Here is a 17,725-nt window from a genome sequence, read left to right on the forward strand (position 1 = left end):
CTGTTCTCTCTTTGGACCATATATAGCAGCTTGTCCCGTCAATTGGAGGGGCGCAATTGCTCGCGCCCCTCCCTCTTGGCTTTTGACGCCTTTGTTATTCGAAAAACGATCAGGCCGCGACGAGCGCCACCAGTGCCGGCGCGGGCTGCTCGAAGCGCAGCGTGTAGCGCCCGCCCTCGCCCCCGGCGACGATGGCCGCAAGCACCTGCCCGTCTGCGAGCTGCAGCTTGACGGCCTGCCGGAGCTCCAGCCGGGCCGAGGCGGAAACGGCGGCCTGATGCACATCCGCCTCGTCCACCCGCGCCCGGTAGCGACGCCCCAGCGCGGTGACGACGACCGCCTCGCGCATTTGCGCATGCACCTGCGCGCGCCGTGCCGCAAGATCGACCGCGATGTCGGCGAGGAAGGTCTCCACCTCGCCGGCGAGTTGCTGCGTCACCTCGGCAAGGCTGGAGGACACCGCGCTGACATTGCCGGCAAACTGCGCGGTGCGCTCGATCGCCGAGGTCACCGAGGTGACGTTGTCCGCCACCGCATCGGTGCCGTCCGAGGCGGCGATGACGGAGTTGGCGATCTCCTGCGTTGCCGCGCGCTGCTCCTCCACCGCGCCGGCGATGGTGGTTGTCAGCTCGCGGATATTGGCCATCACACCGGCGATCTCTCCGATCGAGCCGACCGCGCCGCGCGTCGAGGCCTGGATGCCGGTGACCTGCGCGGCGATGTCTTCCGTCGCCTTGGCGGTCTGGCCGGCAAGGTTCTTCACTTCCGCCGCGACGACGGCAAAGCCCTTGCCCGCCTCGCCGGCGCGCGCCGCCTCGATCGTGGCATTGAGCGCCAGCAGGTTGGTCTGTTCGGCGATGTCGCGGATCAGGTTGACCACCGAACCGATCTGCTCGGCCGCCTGCGAAAGCGAAGCGACATCGGCGTTGGTCAGTTGCGCCCGTTCGGCGGCCGAGGCCATCAGGTCGCTTGCCTTGGAGGTCTGCTCGGCGATCTCGCGGATCGAGGCGGACAGTTCCTCCGCCGCCGCCGCGACCACCTGGATATTGCCGGAGGCCGTCTGGGTGGCATGGCTCGCGGCGGACGCGTCGCACGCAGCTCCGCTTGCGCCTTCCTCCAGCGTCTCGGCCGAGGAGCGCATGTCGCCGGCCTTGGCCCCTGCCGTCGACAGCGTCGACGAGACGCTGCTGCGGAAGCCCGCGATCATCGTCTCGATGGCCGACTGCCGGTCCCGTTCGCGCAGGCGTTCCTCCTGCAGGCTGTGTTCCAGCTCGATGCGCTCGATGGCATTCTCGCGGAAGATCTCCACCGCCCCCGCCATCGCGCCGATCTCGTCCCGGCGCGCGACGCTCGTCACCTCGACGCCCGTGTCGTTGGCCGCAAGCCGGCGCATGACGCCGACCAGCTCCGCCAGCGGCGGCACGATGGAGCGGTAGACGCCGGCGAAGATCACCGCCATGACGACGACCAGCCCGGCAACGAGCCCGAGCTGCCAGAGGAAGGCGCGCTGGCCGTCCGCCGCCCGCTGCGAGGCTGCAACGAAGATCTGTCCGGCAACCTCGTCCTCCACCTCTTTCAGCAGGTCGATGCGCGCCGTGCTGACCGCGAACCACTTCGCTCCGCTGACCGCGGACACGTCCCCGCCGAACGGCGCGGAGACGGCGATCTGCCTCAGCCCGTCGATCTCCTTGGCGGCCGCGCCGGACAGAGCGGTTTCGTAAGCGGAGAGCATCTGCGGCGACGCGTAGCGGCGAAAGGTCTCGAGCGAGGCCTCCTGCATGGCGCCGAGGCGAATGAAATTGCGGTAGACGGCCTCGCCGAAGCTCCCCGAACCGAAGCCGACGGCGCCGGTGGCGCGCTCGAGGCCCGCTCGCTCCTTCGCCTGCAGCAGCGCAATATACGCAAGGACCGGGCGCAGCGTGTCGCCAGCGCTGATGAGCGTCGGCATGCCGCCGACCATGTCGAGCAGGTTGCCGATGACGGGCGTGTAATAGGCGCCGACGTCGGAGCTCTCCAGCCGCAGCGCGTCGATATCCGCGCGCACCCGCGAAAGGTCCTGAAGCGTCTTCGCCGCCGCGTCGCGGGCGCGAGTGAACCCGTCGGTCTCGATCCGGCCCGTCGCCTCGCCGATGCGGGCGAGATAGCGCGCGATCGCAGCGTCGGTCGCCTGGCGCTGGCCGGCGATCCCGTCGGCAAACGAGACGCCCTTCGACCCCACGAAGCCGGAAGACATCCCGCGCTCCTTCTGAAGCTGATGCACGGCCTCGGAAATCACCGGCGCAATGTCCAGCACCTCGGCGACGAAGCGTTCCTCGCGCACCTGCGCAAACCGCCCCGAAAGCTCGATGAAACTGACGAGCAGCAGACCGAGAAGCGGAAGGGCGCCGAGCAGAATGAGCCGCAAACCGATAGACCGGTTCACAAATCCAGAAAACATGTTCCACTCTCCAAATATCGAACGAAAGCTCATTTGAGAGCGATAGTCGATATTTGGAGTTGAAACTTTGTTACAGATACAAGACGAGATCGAATGAAGAGCAGAAAAACCGAATAAAAATCAAGATTACGTACTCGTACCTATGGATCTTATACTTAAGTCAATTTGACGCAGGTCAGCCTCCCGCCATCTCGATCCAGGCATCCTCGTCGATGACGTCGAGGCCCAGTTCCTCGGCTTTCTTCAGCTTGGAGCCGGCGCCGGGACCGGCGATCACGAGGTCGGTCTTCTTCGACACCGAGCCGGAAACTTTCGCCCCCATCGCCTCGGCGCGCGCCTTGGCCTCGTCGCGGCTCATCTTCTCCAGCGTGCCGGTGAAGACCAGCGTCTTGCCGGCGACCGGGCTGGCGCTCGCCTCCACCCGCTCCATCGACTGCGGCCGGATCTGCGCCAGCAGCGCGTCGAGTGCCCCGCGGTTGTGGTCCTCGGCGAAGAACTCGACCACCGCCCGTGCCACCGTCTCGCCGATGCCGTCGATGTCCATCAGTTCGGCGAAGGCATCGGAGGCGGGATCGGCCGCCGCCTGCATCGCCGTGCGGAAGGTCTCCCAGTCGAGATAGTGGCGGGCCAGCAGCTTGGCGTTGCCCTCGCCGACATGGCGGATGCCGAGCGCGAAGATCACCCGGTTGAGCGACATCTCGCGCCGCGCGTCGATGGCAGCGAAGAGGTTGGCAGCGCTCGTCTCGCCCCAGCCGTCGCGGTTCCTCAGCTTGATCAGCGGCGAGGCGGCATCCCGCTCCGCCAGCGTGAAGATGTCGGCCGGCTGGCGGATGCCGCCCTCCTCCATCGGCAAATCAAAGAAGAACTCCACCTGCTTGTCGCCCAGCCCCTCGATGTCGAGTGCGTGGCGCGAGACGAAATGCTTCAGCTTTTCCTTGGCCTGCGCCGGGCAGATCAGCCCGCCGGTGCAGCGGCGCACGGCGTCGATGCGCCCGCTCGAGGCATTGACGTCCCGCACCGCGTGGCTGCCGCAGGCGGGGCACGTGGTCGGGAAGGCAAAGGGCTCGGCATCCGCGGGGCGCTTGTCGAGGTCGACATCGACGATCTGCGGAATGACGTCGCCGGCGCGCTGGATCTGCACCGTATCGCCGACCCGGATGTCCTTGCCGCCGCGGATCGGCTCGCCATCCTGGCCGATGCCCTTGATGTAGTCCTCGTTGTGCAGCGTCGCATTGGAGACGACGACGCCGCCCACCGTCACCGGCTCCAGCTTGGCGACCGGGGTCAGCGCGCCGGTACGCCCGACCTGGATCTCGATGCCGCGCAGCACGGTGAAGGCCTTCTCGGCCGGGAACTTGTGGGCGATCGCCCAGCGGGGCGCGCGCGAGACGAAGCCGAGGCGCGACTGCAGGTCGAGCCGGTCGACCTTATAGACCATGCCGTCGATGTCGTAGCCGAGCAGCGCCCGCTCCTCCTCGATGCCGTGATAGGCGGCAAGGATCTCTTCCACAGTCTCGCAGCGGACCATGCGGGCATTGATCGAAAAGCCCCACTCGCCGAGCAGCTGCACCATCTCGTATTGGGTGGCGCGCGGCACCTCGCTCATCTCGCCCCAGGCATAGGCGAAGAAGCGCAGCGGCCGCGCGCGCGTCACTTCCGGGTTGAGCTGGCGCAGGGAGCCCGCCGCCGCGTTGCGCGGATTGGCGAAGACCTTGCCGCCCTGCTCCTCCATCCGCGCATTGAGCGCGCGGAAATCCTCGTGGCGCATATAGACCTCGCCGCGCACCTCGACGATATCGGGCGCAGTATCCGGCAGGCGCTGGGGAATGTCCTCGATGGTCAGGGCGTTCTGCGTCACGTTCTCGCCGACCGTGCCGTCGCCGCGCGTTGCCGCGCTCACCAGGCGGCGCTTCTCGTAGCGCAGCGACAGCGACAGCCCGTCGATCTTCGGCTCGGCCGTCACCGCGATCGCCCCCATCAGCGGATCGAGCTTCAGGAAGCGGCGGATGCGGCCGAAGAAATCGCGCACGTCCTCGTCGGCAAAGGCATTGTCCAGCGACAGCATCGGGATCGCATGGGTAACCTTGCCGAAGCCTTCGGACGGCGCAGCTCCGACGCGCAGCGACGGGCTGTCGGAGCGCACGAGATCGGGAAACCGCGCCTCGATGGCATCGTTGCGCCGCTTCAGCGCATCGTAGTCGGCATCGGAAATGACCGGCGCGTCCTCGCCATGATAGCGCCGGTCGTGACCCGCGATCTCCTCGGCCAGCCGTTCCAGCTCCAGCGCGGCCTCTTCCAGGGTCAGGTCTTCGACGGCGCGGGACGAGAGATCGTTATCGGACATGGGATCGCATCTTGCTGGCATCGGATATCGCGGAGCGGAAACGAGTGTTCGCCTCCCTCCTGGCGAGGGAGTATGGCGCCGCGGCCGTGCAAGGCAAAGGGCGGCGCTGCGGTTTTCCAGCCCTGGTTCGGCCGCTTAACCGCGCGGGGCGTCGGCCAGCAGCCGGTCGGCAGCCGCGCGGGCCTCGTCGGTGATCGTGGCGCCGGCCAGCATCCGTGCGATCTCCTCGCGCCGGTGGTCGACGTCGATCCGCTTCACCCGCGTCGCGACACGGTCCGCGCCGGCATCTTCCTTCAGGATGAGGAAATGCCCACCCGCCTTCGCCGCCACCTGCGGCGCATGTGTGACGGTCAGCACCTGCACCTTGCCCGCCAGCCGCGCCAGCCGGCTGCCGATGGCCTCCGCCACCGCACCGCCGACGCCCGTGTCGATCTCGTCGAAGACCAGCGTCGGTGCCGAGCCCTTGTCGGCCAAAGACACTTTCAGCGCCAGCAGGAAGCGCGAGAGCTCGCCGCCCGAGGCGACCTTCATCATCGGCCCCGGCCGCGTGCCCGGATTGGTCTGCACCCAGAACTCGGCCGTGTCGACGCCCTCGCGGGAGCGGGCTTGCGGGTCGCTCTCCAGGTTCACGATGAAGCGCGCGCGCTCGAGCTTGAGATCCGGCAGCTCGCGGCAGACCGCCTCCTCCAGCGCCTTGGCCGCCGCTTGCCGCCGCTTGGTCAGGGCTGCCGCCTTCGCATCATAGGCGCTGCGTGCCGCCTCGGCTGCCGAGGCCAGGCCGGCAAGCGCCTCCTCGCCGGCATCGAGCGCGGCAAGATCGGCCTCGAACCGCTCGCGCAGGGCCGGCAGGTCGTCGACCTGCACCTGGAACTTGCGCGCCGCCCCGCGTAAGGAGAACAGCCGCTCCTCGGTCGCCTCCAGCGCGCGCGGATCGAATTCCGTCTCGCGCACGGCCGCTTCGAGGCCCGCACGCGCGTCTTCCAGCCGGTCCAGCGCCTCGGCGAGGAAGCCGACCGGACCCGACAGCAACTCGGGGGCCTGCTCGGCCTTGCGCTCCAGCCGCCGCCACAGCGAGGCGATCTCGGTAATGGGAGAGGCCGTGCCGTTGAGCAGGTCGAAGGATTCGCCGAGGTCCCCGGCGATCTTCTCCACCTGCATCATCGACTGGCGGAGGTCGGCAAGCTCGGTTTCCTCGCCGACGACCGGCGCAAGCTTCGACAGTTCCTCGGCGGAGGCGCGCAGGTAGTCGGCCTCGCGCCGCGCCGCCTCGATCCGCTCCTCCTGTTCGGCAAGCGCGCGCGCTGCCTTGCGCATCGCCGCATGGGCGCTGGCGACCGCCGCGCACTCGGCCTCGCAGCCGCCGAAGGAATCGAGCAGCCGCCGGTGTTCGGCCGAATCGGTATAGGCCCGCGCCTCGTTCTGTCCGTGGATCTCGACCAGCAGTCCGCCTGCCTGCCGCAGCAGGGCAACGCTCACCGGCGCGTCGTTGATGAAGGCGCGGCTGCGGCCGTCCTCGGCCTGCACCCGGCGCAGGATGACGTCGCCGTCGGCCTCCAGGTCGTTCTCGCGCAGCAAGGCGCGCACCGGATGGGCCATCGGCACGTCGAAGGCGGCCGTCACCTGGCCCTGCGCCTGGCCGTGGCGCACGAGCCCGGCATCGCCGCGCCCGCCGAGCGCCAGGCTCAGGGCATCGAGCAGGATGGACTTGCCCGCGCCCGTCTCGCCGGTGAGCACCGACATGCCGGCGCCGAAGGCAAGATCGAGCCGGTCGATCAGGACGATATCTCGAATGGCAAGCGCAGCGAGCATGCGAGCGGGTGACCGGGTCGGACTGGACATGTGCGGCGAAGCGCACGGGAAACCGCATCAGGTGTAGCTGGAGGCACCCGGTGGCCGCAACGGCAAACTGGCACCGGTCGCCGGCAGGCCGGCAAGAGAGCATCTCTCTCGCGGCCTCTTGCGGGGCGGCAGGCGCGCTGCCGCCGGCGCGGATGCTGGTGTGGTGAAGACGAGCTTCAGATTGGGATGACTAGAGCGAAACGCTGTTGAAAGCGCGGCTGATCCAGCTGCCCGAATCCTCGCTCGGGCTGTAACCGCCGGTCTTCAGCAGGCTGAAGGCATCCTTGTACCACTGGCTGTCCGGGAAGTTGTGGCCGAGCACGGCGGCCGCGGTCTGGGCCTCGTTGACCACGCCGAGCGCATAGTAGCTCTCGGTCAGGCGGAACAGCGCTTCCTCGATATGGCGGGTGGTCTGGTAGTTGGTGACGACGACCTTGAAGCGGTTGATCGCCGCGATCTGGTGGTTCCGCTTCAGGTAGTAGCGGCCCACTTCCATTTCCTTGCCCGCCAGCTGGTCCTGCGCGGCGCGGACCTTGGCCGCGGCATCAGTGGCATATTCGGAATCGGGGAAGCGCTGGAGCAGTTCGCCATAGGCGGCGAGCGCCCGCTGGGTCATCTCCTGGTCGCGCGTCACGTCCGGGATCTGCTTGTGATAGGACTGGCCGATGATGTAGAGCGCATAGGCGCTGTCTTCGCTGCCCGGATACAGCGTCGTGAAACGCTTGGCGGCGGTGATCGCCTCCGGGAACTTGCCCAGAGAATAGTTCAGATAGGCAAGGTTGATCAGGGACTTGCGCGAATACTCGGAATAAGGATGGAGCTTGTCGACTTCCTGGAACTTCAGCCGGGCATCCGACAGCCGTCCCTCGTTGCGCAGCGACAGGCCCTCGTTGAACAGCACCTCCGCCGGGGTGTCGTTGGTGGCGAAGTCCTCGTCGTCCTTGGTCGAGGAACAGGCCGCCAGAGCAACCGCCAGCAGGGCGAGAGATGCGATCCGGGCCTTGCGCAGACCGCCGGTGACGGTTCTCCTCGCCTTGGAACTGGACACTGCCACCATCACGTCGACTCACTCCTCGAACTCGGCGCCGGTTCGGCCCCGTCCGGACAATCCGGACCGACCGGAAGGGGCGCCGCAAGGGCGTCCTGCGTCCCGATCAGCGCGTGTTCTAACGGAAAACACCCGGCCACGTCACGCCATGTGAGGGACATTTGTCGCTTTTTTGTGGCCTGTCGTTTTCGCCAAGGCGGTTTTCCGCCATTGCGAGGCCGGCCAGCGACATGTCCTGCTCAGGAGGCGCCCTGCGCCACGGCCATCATCGGCATGTCCATCAGGGACGGTGCCGGCCGCTCGAACGCGCCTTCGACGATCTCGAAGGCATCCTTGCCGGCGTTCTCGAACAGCTCGACCAGGATCGCGTGGTTCATCCGGTGGCCGCCCTTGTAGGAGCGGTAGAGCCCCAGGAACGGCAGCCCGGCCAGCGCCAGATCGCCGACGGCATCCAGCATCTTGTGGCGCACGAACTCGTCGCGCCAGCGGGTGCCTTCCGGGTTCATCACCTTGCCGTCGGAGATCGCGACGGAATTCTCCAGCGACGAGCCGAGGGCAAAGCCCATCGACCACAGCTTCTTGACGTCCTGCACGGAGCCGAAGGTGCGGGCGCGCGACAGCTCGTCGCGGAAGGTCTCCGGCGAAAGGTCCAGCACCATCGACTGGCGGCCGATCGCCTCAGCCTCGAAGTCGATGGTCACGTCGAAGCGGCAGCCGTCATGCGGGCGCAGCTCGCACCAGGCGCTTCCCTGGTCGACGCGCACGGCCTTCTTGACGCGGATGTAACGGCGCACCGCCTGCTGGCGGCGCAGGCCGACGGTGTCGATGGCGGCGACGAAGGCGTCCGAGCTGCCGTCCATGATCGGCATTTCCGGGCCGTCCATCTCGACGATGGCATTGTCGACGCCAAGGCCCCGCAGCGCGGCCATCAGGTGCTCGACGGTGGCGACGCCGCCGGCCTTCGGATCGCCGAGGACGGTGCAAAGGGCGGTGGCGGACACGGCGCGCCAATGCGCGGGGAACTCGACCTCGGAGCCGGTCTGCGGGTTGCGGTTGGTGAAGACGATGCCCGTGCCCGGATCGGCCGGCTGCAGCGTCACGTCCGCCCGGTTGCCGGAATGCACACCGATCCCCTGCAGGGAGACGGCGCCGGCCAAAGTCGTCTGCCGGTCGGAAGAGAGTTTCATCACCAGATCATCCTGTCTGCGAGACCCTGAAAAGCGGATGCGATGGCGAGACCGAAAGGCCTTGAGGCTGACGGGCATCTGCGCGCGAGTCGCGTACCCGTTGAATCGCAGGGTGAACATACAGGCTTGAAGGGAGGGATCAGAAATAAAGCTTTGTTACGATATGTAACGCTTCATTAAAAATGAGAGCTTTGAAAAACTTGGCAAAATCCGCCCGCTCCCCCGAGGGCGGGCGATCCGGTGAGGAGCCGGATCGCCCGTTGAGGGAGTGTCGCGGAAAACCCCGCCGTCAGTTGGCCTGACGACGCAGGAAGGCCGGAATCTCCAGCTGGTCTTCCTCGGACAGGGTCCGGGCCTGCGGGGCCTGGCGACCGGTCAGGTCGAGCTGGCCGGCAGCACCCTGCGCCGCCGGACGGGCCGGGGCCGGACGCATCGCCGGCTGGGCCTGCTGCTGCACCGGACGCTGCTGCGGGGCGGCAGCGCGCGGCTGGGCGGCGGGCGCCGGACGCGGAGCGGGCTGCTGCGGACGCGGGGCCGGGGCCATTTCCGCGGCCGGCACCGCCGGCATGTCGTCCTCTTCCTCGCGGCGGCTCAGGCCGTTGGCCAGGCGGCGAAGCAGGCTCATCGGGCGGCGGTCCTCGCCGTGATGATGCTCCTCTTCCGCCGCACGGGCGTGGACATGGGCGCGCATCTCGCGCTGTGCCACCGGCGGGAAGTCCTCGATCGAGGGCATGCGCGCGGGCTGCGAGACGGTTTCGGCGACCGGCGGGATGTAGGGCTCCACGACAGGCGCATCGGCGACCGGCTCGGCGAGATCCGCCTCGTCCAGGTCGGCCAGCGGGCTGTTGTCACCGATCATGCCCGGAGCCGGAGAAAAAGGGGCGATCTCGACCTCCGGATCGGTGGACGCCTGCACCGGCTCGGGGATCTCCAGCTCCTGCTCGATCTTCTCGAACGTGGCCGGGCGTGCCGGCGCGGCCGGACGCGAAACCGGAGCGGCTGCGGCGGGACGGGGACGGGCCACCGGCGCCGGATCGGAGATCGTCTTGAGACGCTCGGTCAGCTCGGCCATGCGCGCTTCGGCCGGAGAGGCCTCCTCGCGCAGTTCCTTGTCGATGCCGGTCGCCACGACCGACACGCGGATGATGCCGTCGAGGCTCTCGTCGAAGGTTGCGCCGAGTATAATGTTGGCGTCGGCATCGACCTCCTCGCGGATGCGGGTGGCTGCCTCGTCCAGCTCGAACAGGGTCAGGTCGTTGCCGCCGGTGATCGAGATCAGCAGGCCGCGAGCGCCCTTCATCGAGGTCTCGTCGAGCAGCGGATTGGCGATCGCCGCCTCGGCCGCCTGCATGGCGCGCTTGTCGCCGGACGCCTCGCCGGTGCCCATCATCGCCTTGCCCATGCCGCGCATGATCGAGCGCACATCGGCGAAGTCGAGGTTGATCAGGCCTTCCTTGACCATCAGGTCGGTGATGCAGGCAACGCCCGAATAGAGCACCTGGTCGGCCATCGCGAAGGCGTCGGCGAAGGTGGTCTGCGCATTGGCGATACGGAACAGGTTCTGGTTGGGGATGACGATCAGTGTATCGACCGCCTTCTGCAACTCGGTGATCCCAGCTTCGGCGATGCGCATGCGGCGCACGCCCTCGAACTGGAACGGTTTGGTGACCACACCGACGGTCAGTATACCCATCTCGCGCGCCGCACGCGCGATCACCGGGGCAGCGCCCGTGCCGGTGCCGCCGCCCATACCGGCGGTGATGAACACCATGTGCGAGCCGGACAGGTGGTCGTTGATCTCGTCGATCACTTCCTCGGCCGCCGCCGCGCCCACGTCGGGCTGCGAACCGGCGCCCAGGCCCTCGGTCACGGCAACGCCCATCTGGACGACGCGCTCGGCGTGATTGCTGGCCAGCGCCTGGGCATCCGTATTGGCGACGACGAAGTCGCAGCCCTGGAGACCGGCCTGGATCATGTTGTTCACGGCATTGCCACCGGCGCCACCGACGCCGAACACCGTGATTCTGGGCTTCAATTCCTGAAGATCAGGCATTTTCAAGTTGATGGTCATGGCTTCCTCGCGACCCTCGAGAGACCGTTGCCGGCTCTCACTCAAACCCTCAGTTCCCTCGTCATGCGCCGGGGGTTGTGCGACCCGGCGCTTCCCGAGGCAGTTTCCCGCCTCAGAAACTATCCCGGATCCAGTTGCCGACCCTGGCCAGCGTGCTCGATCCGAATGTCCATCTTGCGTGCGCGCCGCGCGGCTCGAACTGCTCGACCTGCGCAACCTGCGGGTAGATCAGCAGTCCGACAGCGGCGGCGAAGGCCGGTCCCTTGGCCGCTTCCGGCAGGCCGGCAACGCCTAGCGGGCGGCCGAGCCGGACCTGGCGGCCGAGAACCCGGCGACCCACTTCGCTCAACCCGGTGAGCTGGCTCGCTCCGCCGGTGAGCACGATGCGCTTGCCCACCCGCCCGGCGAAGCCGGAGGCGGTGAGCCTGTCGCGCACCAGTTCCATGATCTCCTCGACCCGCGGCACGATCACGCGCGTCAGCATCGAGCGCGGGATCTGGTGCGGCAGGTCGCTGTCCGCGTCGACCGGCGGAATGGAGATCAGGTCCCGCTCGTCCGCCTGGCTCGGCAGCGCCGAACCTTGCAGCGTCTTGATCCGCTCCGCATCGGCAAGGCGCGTCGACAGCGCCCTGGCGATGTCCATCGTGACATGGTGGCCGCCGACTGCGATGGCGTCGGTATGCACCATCTGCCCCTCGACGAAGACCGACAGCGTCGTGGTGCCGCCGCCCATGTCGACACAGGCGACGCCCAGCTCCGCCTCGTCCTCCACCAAGGTGGACAGGCCGCTGGCATAGGGCGTTGCGACCATCGTCTCGACGGTCAGGTGACCGCGATTGATGCAGAGTTCGAGATTGCGCACCGGCGCCACCTCGGCCGTCACCACCTGCATGTCGACGCCGAGCCGGCGGCCGATCATGCCGCGCGGATCGCGCATGCCGCGATTGCCGTCCAGCGTGTAGGCGATCGGCAGCGCATGCATGACCGCGCGCCCGTCGGCGACCGTGTGGGCGCTGCCGGCGGACAGCACGCGCTGGATGTCGGCCTCGGAGACGGAATCGGATGCAAGCCCGACGCTCGCGGTGATGATCTCGGAGTTCAGCCGGCCGCAGGTCACGTTGGTGATCAGCGATTCCACCGTCAGCCCGGCCATGCGCTCGGCCGCGTCCACCGCCAGGCGGATCGCCTGCTCGGCCGCGTCCATGTCGACGACGACGCCGGATTTGAGGCCGCGCGAGCGCTGGTAGCCGTAGCCCAGCACCTCGATGGAGTGGGTGCGGCCGGGCAGCACGCAATCGTCGTTGCGCGGGCTCAGCTTGGCGATCAGGCAGCAGACCTTGGTCGAGCCGATGTCGAGCACCGAGACGACAACGGCCCGGCGGCCGGGCAGCGGCCGCATCCGCGGCAGGTAGATCGGGGAGGACCGGCGGCTCATGCGTTGCCTCCCGAGCGCTTGGCGCCCCGCGACTTGGTTTCGGCGTTGCGGCGCTCGATCGCCTCGTCGCTCATGCGCACCACCACCCGGTCCGGCAGGCGGATGTCGACGACCGTGATGTCGCGGGTCAGCAGCCCGTTGTCGGCATCCATGCGGATCAGGTCGGCCAACGCCCGGCCGACATCCTTTTCCGGCAGCCGCACGGTGAGGCCGTTTTCCAGCAGCAGGTCCCAACGCCGGTCGGAGACGAGGCGCGCGGCGCGCACCCGCGCCCGCAGCTCCGGCACCTTCTCCAGCGCCGCCAGGATCTCCGCGCCGCGATACTGCGCGCCGTGTCCCACCAGCATCAGGAGGTTGGCATAGCGTCCGTCGACATCGTCGCTGATCACCTGGCCCTTGTCGTCGATCACCGACAGGCTGTTGCCGCGCTGCCAGAGCGCGAAGGCCTCGCGCTCGTCGATGCGCACCTGCAACGTACCCGGATAGAGCTTCTGCACCGACACGGTCTCGATCCACGGGATGCGGGCCAGCCGCTCGCGCGCCGCCGAGGCGTCGAACAGGGCGAGCGAGGTGCCCTGCTCGATCTCCAGCGCTTCCAGGATCTCGAACTCCGTCGTCTCGCGCTGGCCGGAGAGCTTAACGGCCGCGATCTCGAACCCGGCGGCCGAGGTAAGTGATTCGCTCACTGTGCGGGCGTAACCGCCGACGGCCAGGGCATAGAAAATGGTCGCGGACAGGAAGACCAGCGCGCCGGCCGTGCCCGTCCACTCGGGAAGATCCTGCAGGATGCCGGCCGCGCGCCACAGCGGGCGGCGGTGCAAACGGGGCACGCCGCGACCGCGCGGCGCCAGCGCCGCTTCGATCGGCAGGACCATGTCCTCACCCCGTTTTGCCTTCATCGTCCGCAACTTGCGTCCTCCACCAACCAGCTGGTCAGTTCTTCGTAAGAGTGGCCCGCATGTGCCGCGATCTCGGGCACGAGCGAGGTTTCCGTCATTCCGGGCTGAGTGTTCACTTCAAGACAGATCAGTTCGCCGCCGCCGCCGGGCTGTTCGTCGAAGCGGAAGTCGGCCCGCGTCACGCCCTTGCAACCGAGTGCCTGATGCGCCCGTAGGCTAAGTTTCTGTACTTCTTGGTAAACAAATGGTGAAATTTCCGCCGGCAGGATGTGTTGTGATCCGCCGGGCGCATATTTCGCGTCAAAATCGTAGAAACCGTGTCCCAGCGGCATCACTTCGGTGACCCCCAGCGCCACATTCCCCATCACCGCACAGGTCAGCTCGCGCCCCGGCACGTAGCGCTCGATCATCACGATATCGCCGTAGGGCCAGTCGTCGCGATAGAGCTCCTGCGGCGGGTGCGGGGCGTTGTCCTTGACGATCAGCACGCCGTAGGACGACCCCTCGCGCACCGGTTTGGCGACATAGGGCGGGCTCATCACATGTTCGCGAGCCGCCTCCAGCCTGTGGACGACCTTGTGCTCGGCGACCGGGATGCCGACCGCCTTCATCACCGCCTTGGCCTTCTGCTTGTCCATGGCCAGCGCCGAGGCCGCGACCCCCGAATGGGTGTAGGGGATGCCGAGGATCTCCAGCACGCCCTGGATGCAGCCGTCCTCGCCGAACGGCCCGTGCAGCGCGTTGAAGGCAACGTCCGGGCGCAGATCCGCCAGCACCGCGGCGATGTCGCGCTGCACGTCGATCCGCGTCACCCGGTAGCCGGCGCGCTCCAGCGCGGCCGCGCAGCCCTCGCCCGACTTCAGGCTCACCGAGCGCTCGGACGACCAGCCGCCCATCAGAACCGCGACATGCTTGCGTTCAGCCATCGCTTGCCGCCTCCGTGATCCGCTTGCCCAGGAACGGCTCGACGCTCTCGCCGCCGGCCCACACGCCGAGCCGCTTGATCTCCCATTCCAGCGCGATGCCGCTGGTCTCCAGCACCCGTGCGCGCACGGTTTCGCCGAGCAACTCCAGATCGTGGCCGGTCGCCTCGCCGGTGTTGATCATGAAGTTGCAATGCATGTCGGACATCCGCGCGCCGCCGATCTGCAGCCCGCGGCAGCCGGCCGCATCGACGAGCTTCCACGCCGAGTGCCCCGGCGGGTTCTTGAAGGTCGAGCCGCCGGTCTTCTCGCGGATCGGCTGCGCCGCTTCCCGGTGGGCGTTGACCTCGGCCATTTCCTGGCGGATCGCCTCGCGCTCGCGCGGCTCGCCGCGGAACAGCGCCTGCGTGAAGATCGTGTCGCCCGGCTGCTCGCTGTGCCGATAGCGGTAGGCCATGTCGTCACGGCTCAGCCGCACGACCTCGCCCGCCCGCGTCACGCCGGTCAGTTCCACCATCACGTCGGCCGTCTCGCTGCCATGCGCCCCGGCATTCATCCTGAGCGCGCCGCCGATGCCGCCGGGAATGCCGGCGTAAAAGGCAAAGCCGCCCTGCCCGGCTTCCGCCGCCGCCTCGGCAAGCCGCTTGTCGGGCACCGCAGCGCCGGCGCGGATCGCCCCGTCCTCCTCGACCTCGACCGCGCCGAAGCCCTTGGCCGCCAGCCGCACGACGACGCCCTCGATGCCGCCGTCGCGCACCAGGAGATTGGAGCCGAGGCCCACCGGCAGCACCGGGATCTCCTGCGGCAGAGCCTTCAGGAACAGCGCCAGATCGTCGGTGTCGGCCGGCTGGAACATCAGCTGTGCCGGTCCGCCGACGCGGAACCAGGTCACGGCCGACAGCGGCTGGTTCGGCGTCAGCCGTCCGCGCAGCCCGATCCGGTCGAGACCGTGACGGGCAACGAGGTCGGGCCAGCTCATGCCCCGCCCCCTGACTTGCGGGCGGCGATCAGCTTCTCGGGAAGGGCCTGCGCCCATTGCGAGATGTTGCCGGCGCCAAGGCACACCACGTAGTCGCCGGGCTCGGCGATGCGCGCCACGGTCGCCGCCAGCTCTTCCTCGCCGCCGATCGCATGCACGCTGCGGTGGCCGCTGGCGCGGATGCCGTCGGCAAGGGCCGTATGGGTGATGCCCTCGCGCGGGGCCTCGCCGGCCGCATAGACCGGCGCGCAGACCACGTGGTCGGCATCGTTGAAGCAGGTGGAGAAATCGTCGAACAGGCTCTCCAGCCGGCTGTAACGGTGCGGCTGCACCACCGCGACCACCTTGCCCGGCGCCACCGCCCGGGCCGCGGCCAGCACCGCGCGGATCTCCACCGGATGATGGCCGTAATCGTCGAACACCTCGATCCCGTCGGCGCTGCCGGTATGGGTGAAGCGCCGCTTCACGCCGCGGAACGCCGCCAGCCCCTTGCGGATCTGGTCGCCGTCGAGGCCGAGCTTCCAGGCGACCGCGATGGCCGCCGTCGCGTTGGAGACGTTGTGCAGGCCCGGCATCGGCAGCGTGATGTTCTCGATCACCTGGGTGGTGCCGGCGATGCGGTCGCGGATCTCCACCTTGAAGACCGAATTCGCGCCCTCCGTCGTCAGGTCGAAGAAGCGCACGTCCGCCTGCCGGTTCTGGCCGTAGGTGATGACCTGGCGATCCTCGATGCGCCCGACCATCGCCTGCACTTCCGGATGATCGAGGCACATCACGGCGAAGCCGTAGAACGGCACGTTCTCGACGAACTGCAGGAAGGCGTCGCGCACCCCGTCGAAATCGCCGTAATGGTCGAGATGCTCCGGATCGATATTGGTGACGACGGCGATGTCGGCCGGCAGCTTGACGAAGGTGCCGTCGGACTCGTCCGCCTCCACCACCATCCAGTCGCCCTGGCCCATGCGCGCATTGGTGCCGTAGGCGTTGATGATGCCGCCGTTGATCACCGTCGGGTCCAGCCCGCCGGCATCCAGCACCGCCGCGATGATCGAGGTCGTCGTCGTCTTGCCATGGGTGCCGCCGACGGCGATCGCCTGCTTGAAGCGCATCAGTTCGGCCAGCATCTCGGCGCGCCGCACCACCGGCAGGAAGCGCTCGCGCGCAGCCGCCAGCTCCGGATTGTCGCGCTTGATCGCCGAAGAAACGACGACGACGCGCGCTTCGCCGAGGTTGCCGGCATCGTGGCCGACCTTCACCTCGATGCCCTTGTCGCGCAGCCGCTTGACGTTGGCGCTGTCGGAAACGTCGGAGCCCTGCACCGTGTAGCCGAGCGTGTGCAGCACCTCGGCGATGCCGCTCATGCCGATGCCGCCGATGCCGATGAAATGAACCGGACCGAGGTCCTGGGGCATCTTCATGATGCGCTTCCTCTTTGATCGAGATGGGCCGCAAGGGCACTGAGCGGCGCTCTGCTTGCGACGTGTTCGACGAGATCGGCGAGACGGCCGACCGCGTCCGGATGTCCTGCGGCGCGTGCCGCCGTTGCCGCCGCTGCCAGACGCTCGGGCGCGGCCATCAGTTCGCCCAGCAGCGACGCCAGCCGCTCTGCATCGAGATCCGCCTGCCGCACCGGCCAGGCCCCGCCGGCCTTCGCCAGCACTTCGGCGTTGCGGCCCTGGTCGTTGTCCAGCGCATGCGGCAGCGGCACCAGCACCGAAGGGCGGCCGATCACCGCCAGCTCGCTGACGCTCGAGGCGCCGGAGCGGCACAGCACCAGATGGGCGCGCGCGATCCGCTCCGGCATGTCGGCGAAGAAGCTGGCGAGCTCTGCCCTGACGCCCAGCCGGTCGCAGGCCTCGCGCATGCGCGCCATGTCCTCCGGCCGGCACTGCTGGACCAGCTCCAGCCGCGCCCGCTCCTCGCCCGTCATGCGCTCCAGCGCGCCGGGCATCGCATCGCTGAAGAAGCGCGCGCCCTGCGAGCCGCCGAACACCAGCAGGCGGAAGGCGTCGCCCGGACCGGCTGCCTCATAGTCGCGCCCGCTCGCGGCGATCACCGCGTCGCGCACCGGATTGCCCGTACGCACGGACTTTGCCGCGAACTGGCTGTCGTCGCCGTCGACCAGCGGAAAGCTCGTCGCAACGGCCGTTACCCGGCCGGCCAGCATCCGGTTGGCCCGGCCCATCACCGCATTGGCCTCGTGCAGCACGCTCGGCACCCGGCCGAGAAAGGCCGCGAACATCGGCGGAAAGGTCGGGTAGCCGCCGAAGCCGACCACCGCATCCGGGCGCAGGCGGGCGATGAGCCGGCGCGACTGCAGGAGGCCCTTGCCGAGCTTGACTGCCGTGCGGGCGAGCGCCACCGGCGACTTGCCGGACAGCGTCGCCGAGGAGATCACATGCACGGCGCGCGCCGGAAAATCCTTGCCGAAGTCGCTGACGCGCGCATCGGTCGCCAGTTCCACCACATGGCCGCGGCGGCCGAGTTCGGCCGCCAGCGCCTGCGCGGGAAACAGGTGTCCACCGGTGCCGCCGGCCGTGAGCAGGATGGTGCGTGCCATGGA

Annotated in this window: 12 protein-coding genes; all 12 read right to left on the bottom strand. The window is 68.4% G+C overall.

Features of this window, described 5'->3' with window-relative positions; genetic code table 11:
• Nucleotides 1-109: 109 nt before the first annotated feature.
• Entirely contained in the window at nucleotides 110-2,437 is a 2,328-nt protein-coding gene (locus GH266_RS06615; protein ID WP_158193192.1) for a methyl-accepting chemotaxis protein, read from the bottom strand.
• A 175-nt stretch (nucleotides 2,438-2,612) separates the two neighbouring features.
• Nucleotides 2,613-4,781 (bottom strand): NAD-dependent DNA ligase LigA, encoded by a 2,169-nt coding sequence (gene ligA / locus GH266_RS06620; RefSeq protein WP_158193193.1) that lies wholly within the window; start codon nucleotides 4,779-4,781, stop codon nucleotides 2,613-2,615.
• A 135-nt stretch (nucleotides 4,782-4,916) separates the two neighbouring features.
• The gene (gene recN, locus GH266_RS06625) at nucleotides 4,917-6,590 is read right to left on the bottom strand and encodes a DNA repair protein RecN (protein WP_158193194.1); all 1,674 of its coding nucleotides are present in this window, start codon (nucleotides 6,588-6,590) and stop codon (nucleotides 4,917-4,919) included.
• A 220-nt stretch (nucleotides 6,591-6,810) separates the two neighbouring features.
• Nucleotides 6,811-7,677, bottom strand: a complete 867-nt coding sequence (locus GH266_RS06630) for an outer membrane protein assembly factor BamD (RefSeq protein ID WP_158196075.1) — start codon at nucleotides 7,675-7,677, stop codon at nucleotides 6,811-6,813.
• Between the two features lie 230 nt (nucleotides 7,678-7,907).
• Complete coding sequence (gene lpxC / locus GH266_RS06635; RefSeq protein WP_158193195.1) at nucleotides 7,908-8,855, bottom strand: UDP-3-O-acyl-N-acetylglucosamine deacetylase; 948 nt, start codon at nucleotides 8,853-8,855, stop codon at nucleotides 7,908-7,910.
• 289 nt (nucleotides 8,856-9,144) lie between these two features.
• Complete coding sequence (gene ftsZ, locus GH266_RS06640) at nucleotides 9,145-10,926, bottom strand: cell division protein FtsZ (protein WP_158193196.1); 1,782 nt, start codon at nucleotides 10,924-10,926, stop codon at nucleotides 9,145-9,147.
• 112 nt (nucleotides 10,927-11,038) lie between these two features.
• The gene (gene ftsA / locus GH266_RS06645) at nucleotides 11,039-12,325 is read right to left on the bottom strand and encodes a cell division protein FtsA (protein ID WP_209001621.1); all 1,287 of its coding nucleotides are present in this window, start codon (nucleotides 12,323-12,325) and stop codon (nucleotides 11,039-11,041) included.
• Nucleotides 12,326-12,357: 32 nt separating this feature from the next.
• A complete protein-coding gene (locus tag GH266_RS06650; protein WP_158193198.1) occupies nucleotides 12,358-13,236 on the bottom strand; it encodes a cell division protein FtsQ/DivIB in 879 nt (292 codons plus the stop codon).
• Nucleotides 13,237-13,256: 20 nt separating this feature from the next.
• A complete protein-coding gene (locus GH266_RS06655; RefSeq protein ID WP_158193199.1) occupies nucleotides 13,257-14,186 on the bottom strand; it encodes a D-alanine--D-alanine ligase in 930 nt (309 codons plus the stop codon).
• Complete coding sequence (gene murB / locus GH266_RS06660; protein ID WP_158193200.1) at nucleotides 14,179-15,162, bottom strand: UDP-N-acetylmuramate dehydrogenase; 984 nt, start codon at nucleotides 15,160-15,162, stop codon at nucleotides 14,179-14,181. The genes GH266_RS06655 and murB overlap by 8 nt, the downstream gene beginning before the upstream one ends.
• Nucleotides 15,159-16,580, bottom strand: a complete 1,422-nt coding sequence (murC, locus tag GH266_RS06665) for a UDP-N-acetylmuramate--L-alanine ligase (protein ID WP_158193201.1) — start codon at nucleotides 16,578-16,580, stop codon at nucleotides 15,159-15,161. Before murC ends, murB begins: the two co-directional genes overlap by 4 nt.
• Nucleotides 16,577-17,722 (bottom strand): undecaprenyldiphospho-muramoylpentapeptide beta-N-acetylglucosaminyltransferase, encoded by a 1,146-nt coding sequence (gene murG, locus GH266_RS06670; protein ID WP_158193202.1) that lies wholly within the window; start codon nucleotides 17,720-17,722, stop codon nucleotides 16,577-16,579. The genes murC and murG overlap by 4 nt, the downstream gene beginning before the upstream one ends.
• Nucleotides 17,723-17,725: the final 3 nt, after the last annotated feature.

The sequence above is a fragment of the Stappia indica genome, from assembly GCF_009789575.1.
Classification (GTDB): Bacteria; Pseudomonadota; Alphaproteobacteria; order Rhizobiales; family Stappiaceae; genus Stappia; species Stappia indica_A.

Coding starts and splice junctions, on each gene's coding strand:
- GH266_RS06615 (WP_158193192.1), bottom strand. CDS start 2,437: ATGTTTTCTGGATTTGTGAACCGGTCTATCGGTTTGCGGCTCATTCTG.
- ligA (WP_158193193.1), bottom strand. CDS start 4,781: ATGTCCGATAACGATCTCTCGTCCCGCGCCGTCGAAGACCTGACCCTG.
- recN (WP_158193194.1), bottom strand. CDS start 6,590: ATGCTCGCTGCGCTTGCCATTCGAGATATCGTCCTGATCGACCGGCTC.
- GH266_RS06630 (WP_158196075.1), bottom strand. CDS start 7,677: ATGGTGGCAGTGTCCAGTTCCAAGGCGAGGAGAACCGTCACCGGCGGT.
- lpxC (WP_158193195.1), bottom strand. CDS start 8,855: ATGAAACTCTCTTCCGACCGGCAGACGACTTTGGCCGGCGCCGTCTCC.
- ftsZ (WP_158193196.1), bottom strand. CDS start 10,926: ATGACCATCAACTTGAAAATGCCTGATCTTCAGGAATTGAAGCCCAGA.
- ftsA (WP_209001621.1), bottom strand. CDS start 12,325: ATGCGGCCGCTGCCCGGCCGCCGGGCCGTTGTCGTCTCGGTGCTCGAC.
- GH266_RS06650 (WP_158193198.1), bottom strand. CDS start 13,236: ATGGTCCTGCCGATCGAAGCGGCGCTGGCGCCGCGCGGTCGCGGCGTG.
- GH266_RS06655 (WP_158193199.1), bottom strand. CDS start 14,186: ATGGCTGAACGCAAGCATGTCGCGGTTCTGATGGGCGGCTGGTCGTCC.
- murB (WP_158193200.1), bottom strand. CDS start 15,162: ATGAGCTGGCCCGACCTCGTTGCCCGTCACGGTCTCGACCGGATCGGG.
- murC (WP_158193201.1), bottom strand. CDS start 16,580: ATGAAGATGCCCCAGGACCTCGGTCCGGTTCATTTCATCGGCATCGGC.
- murG (WP_158193202.1), bottom strand. CDS start 17,722: ATGGCACGCACCATCCTGCTCACGGCCGGCGGCACCGGTGGACACCTG.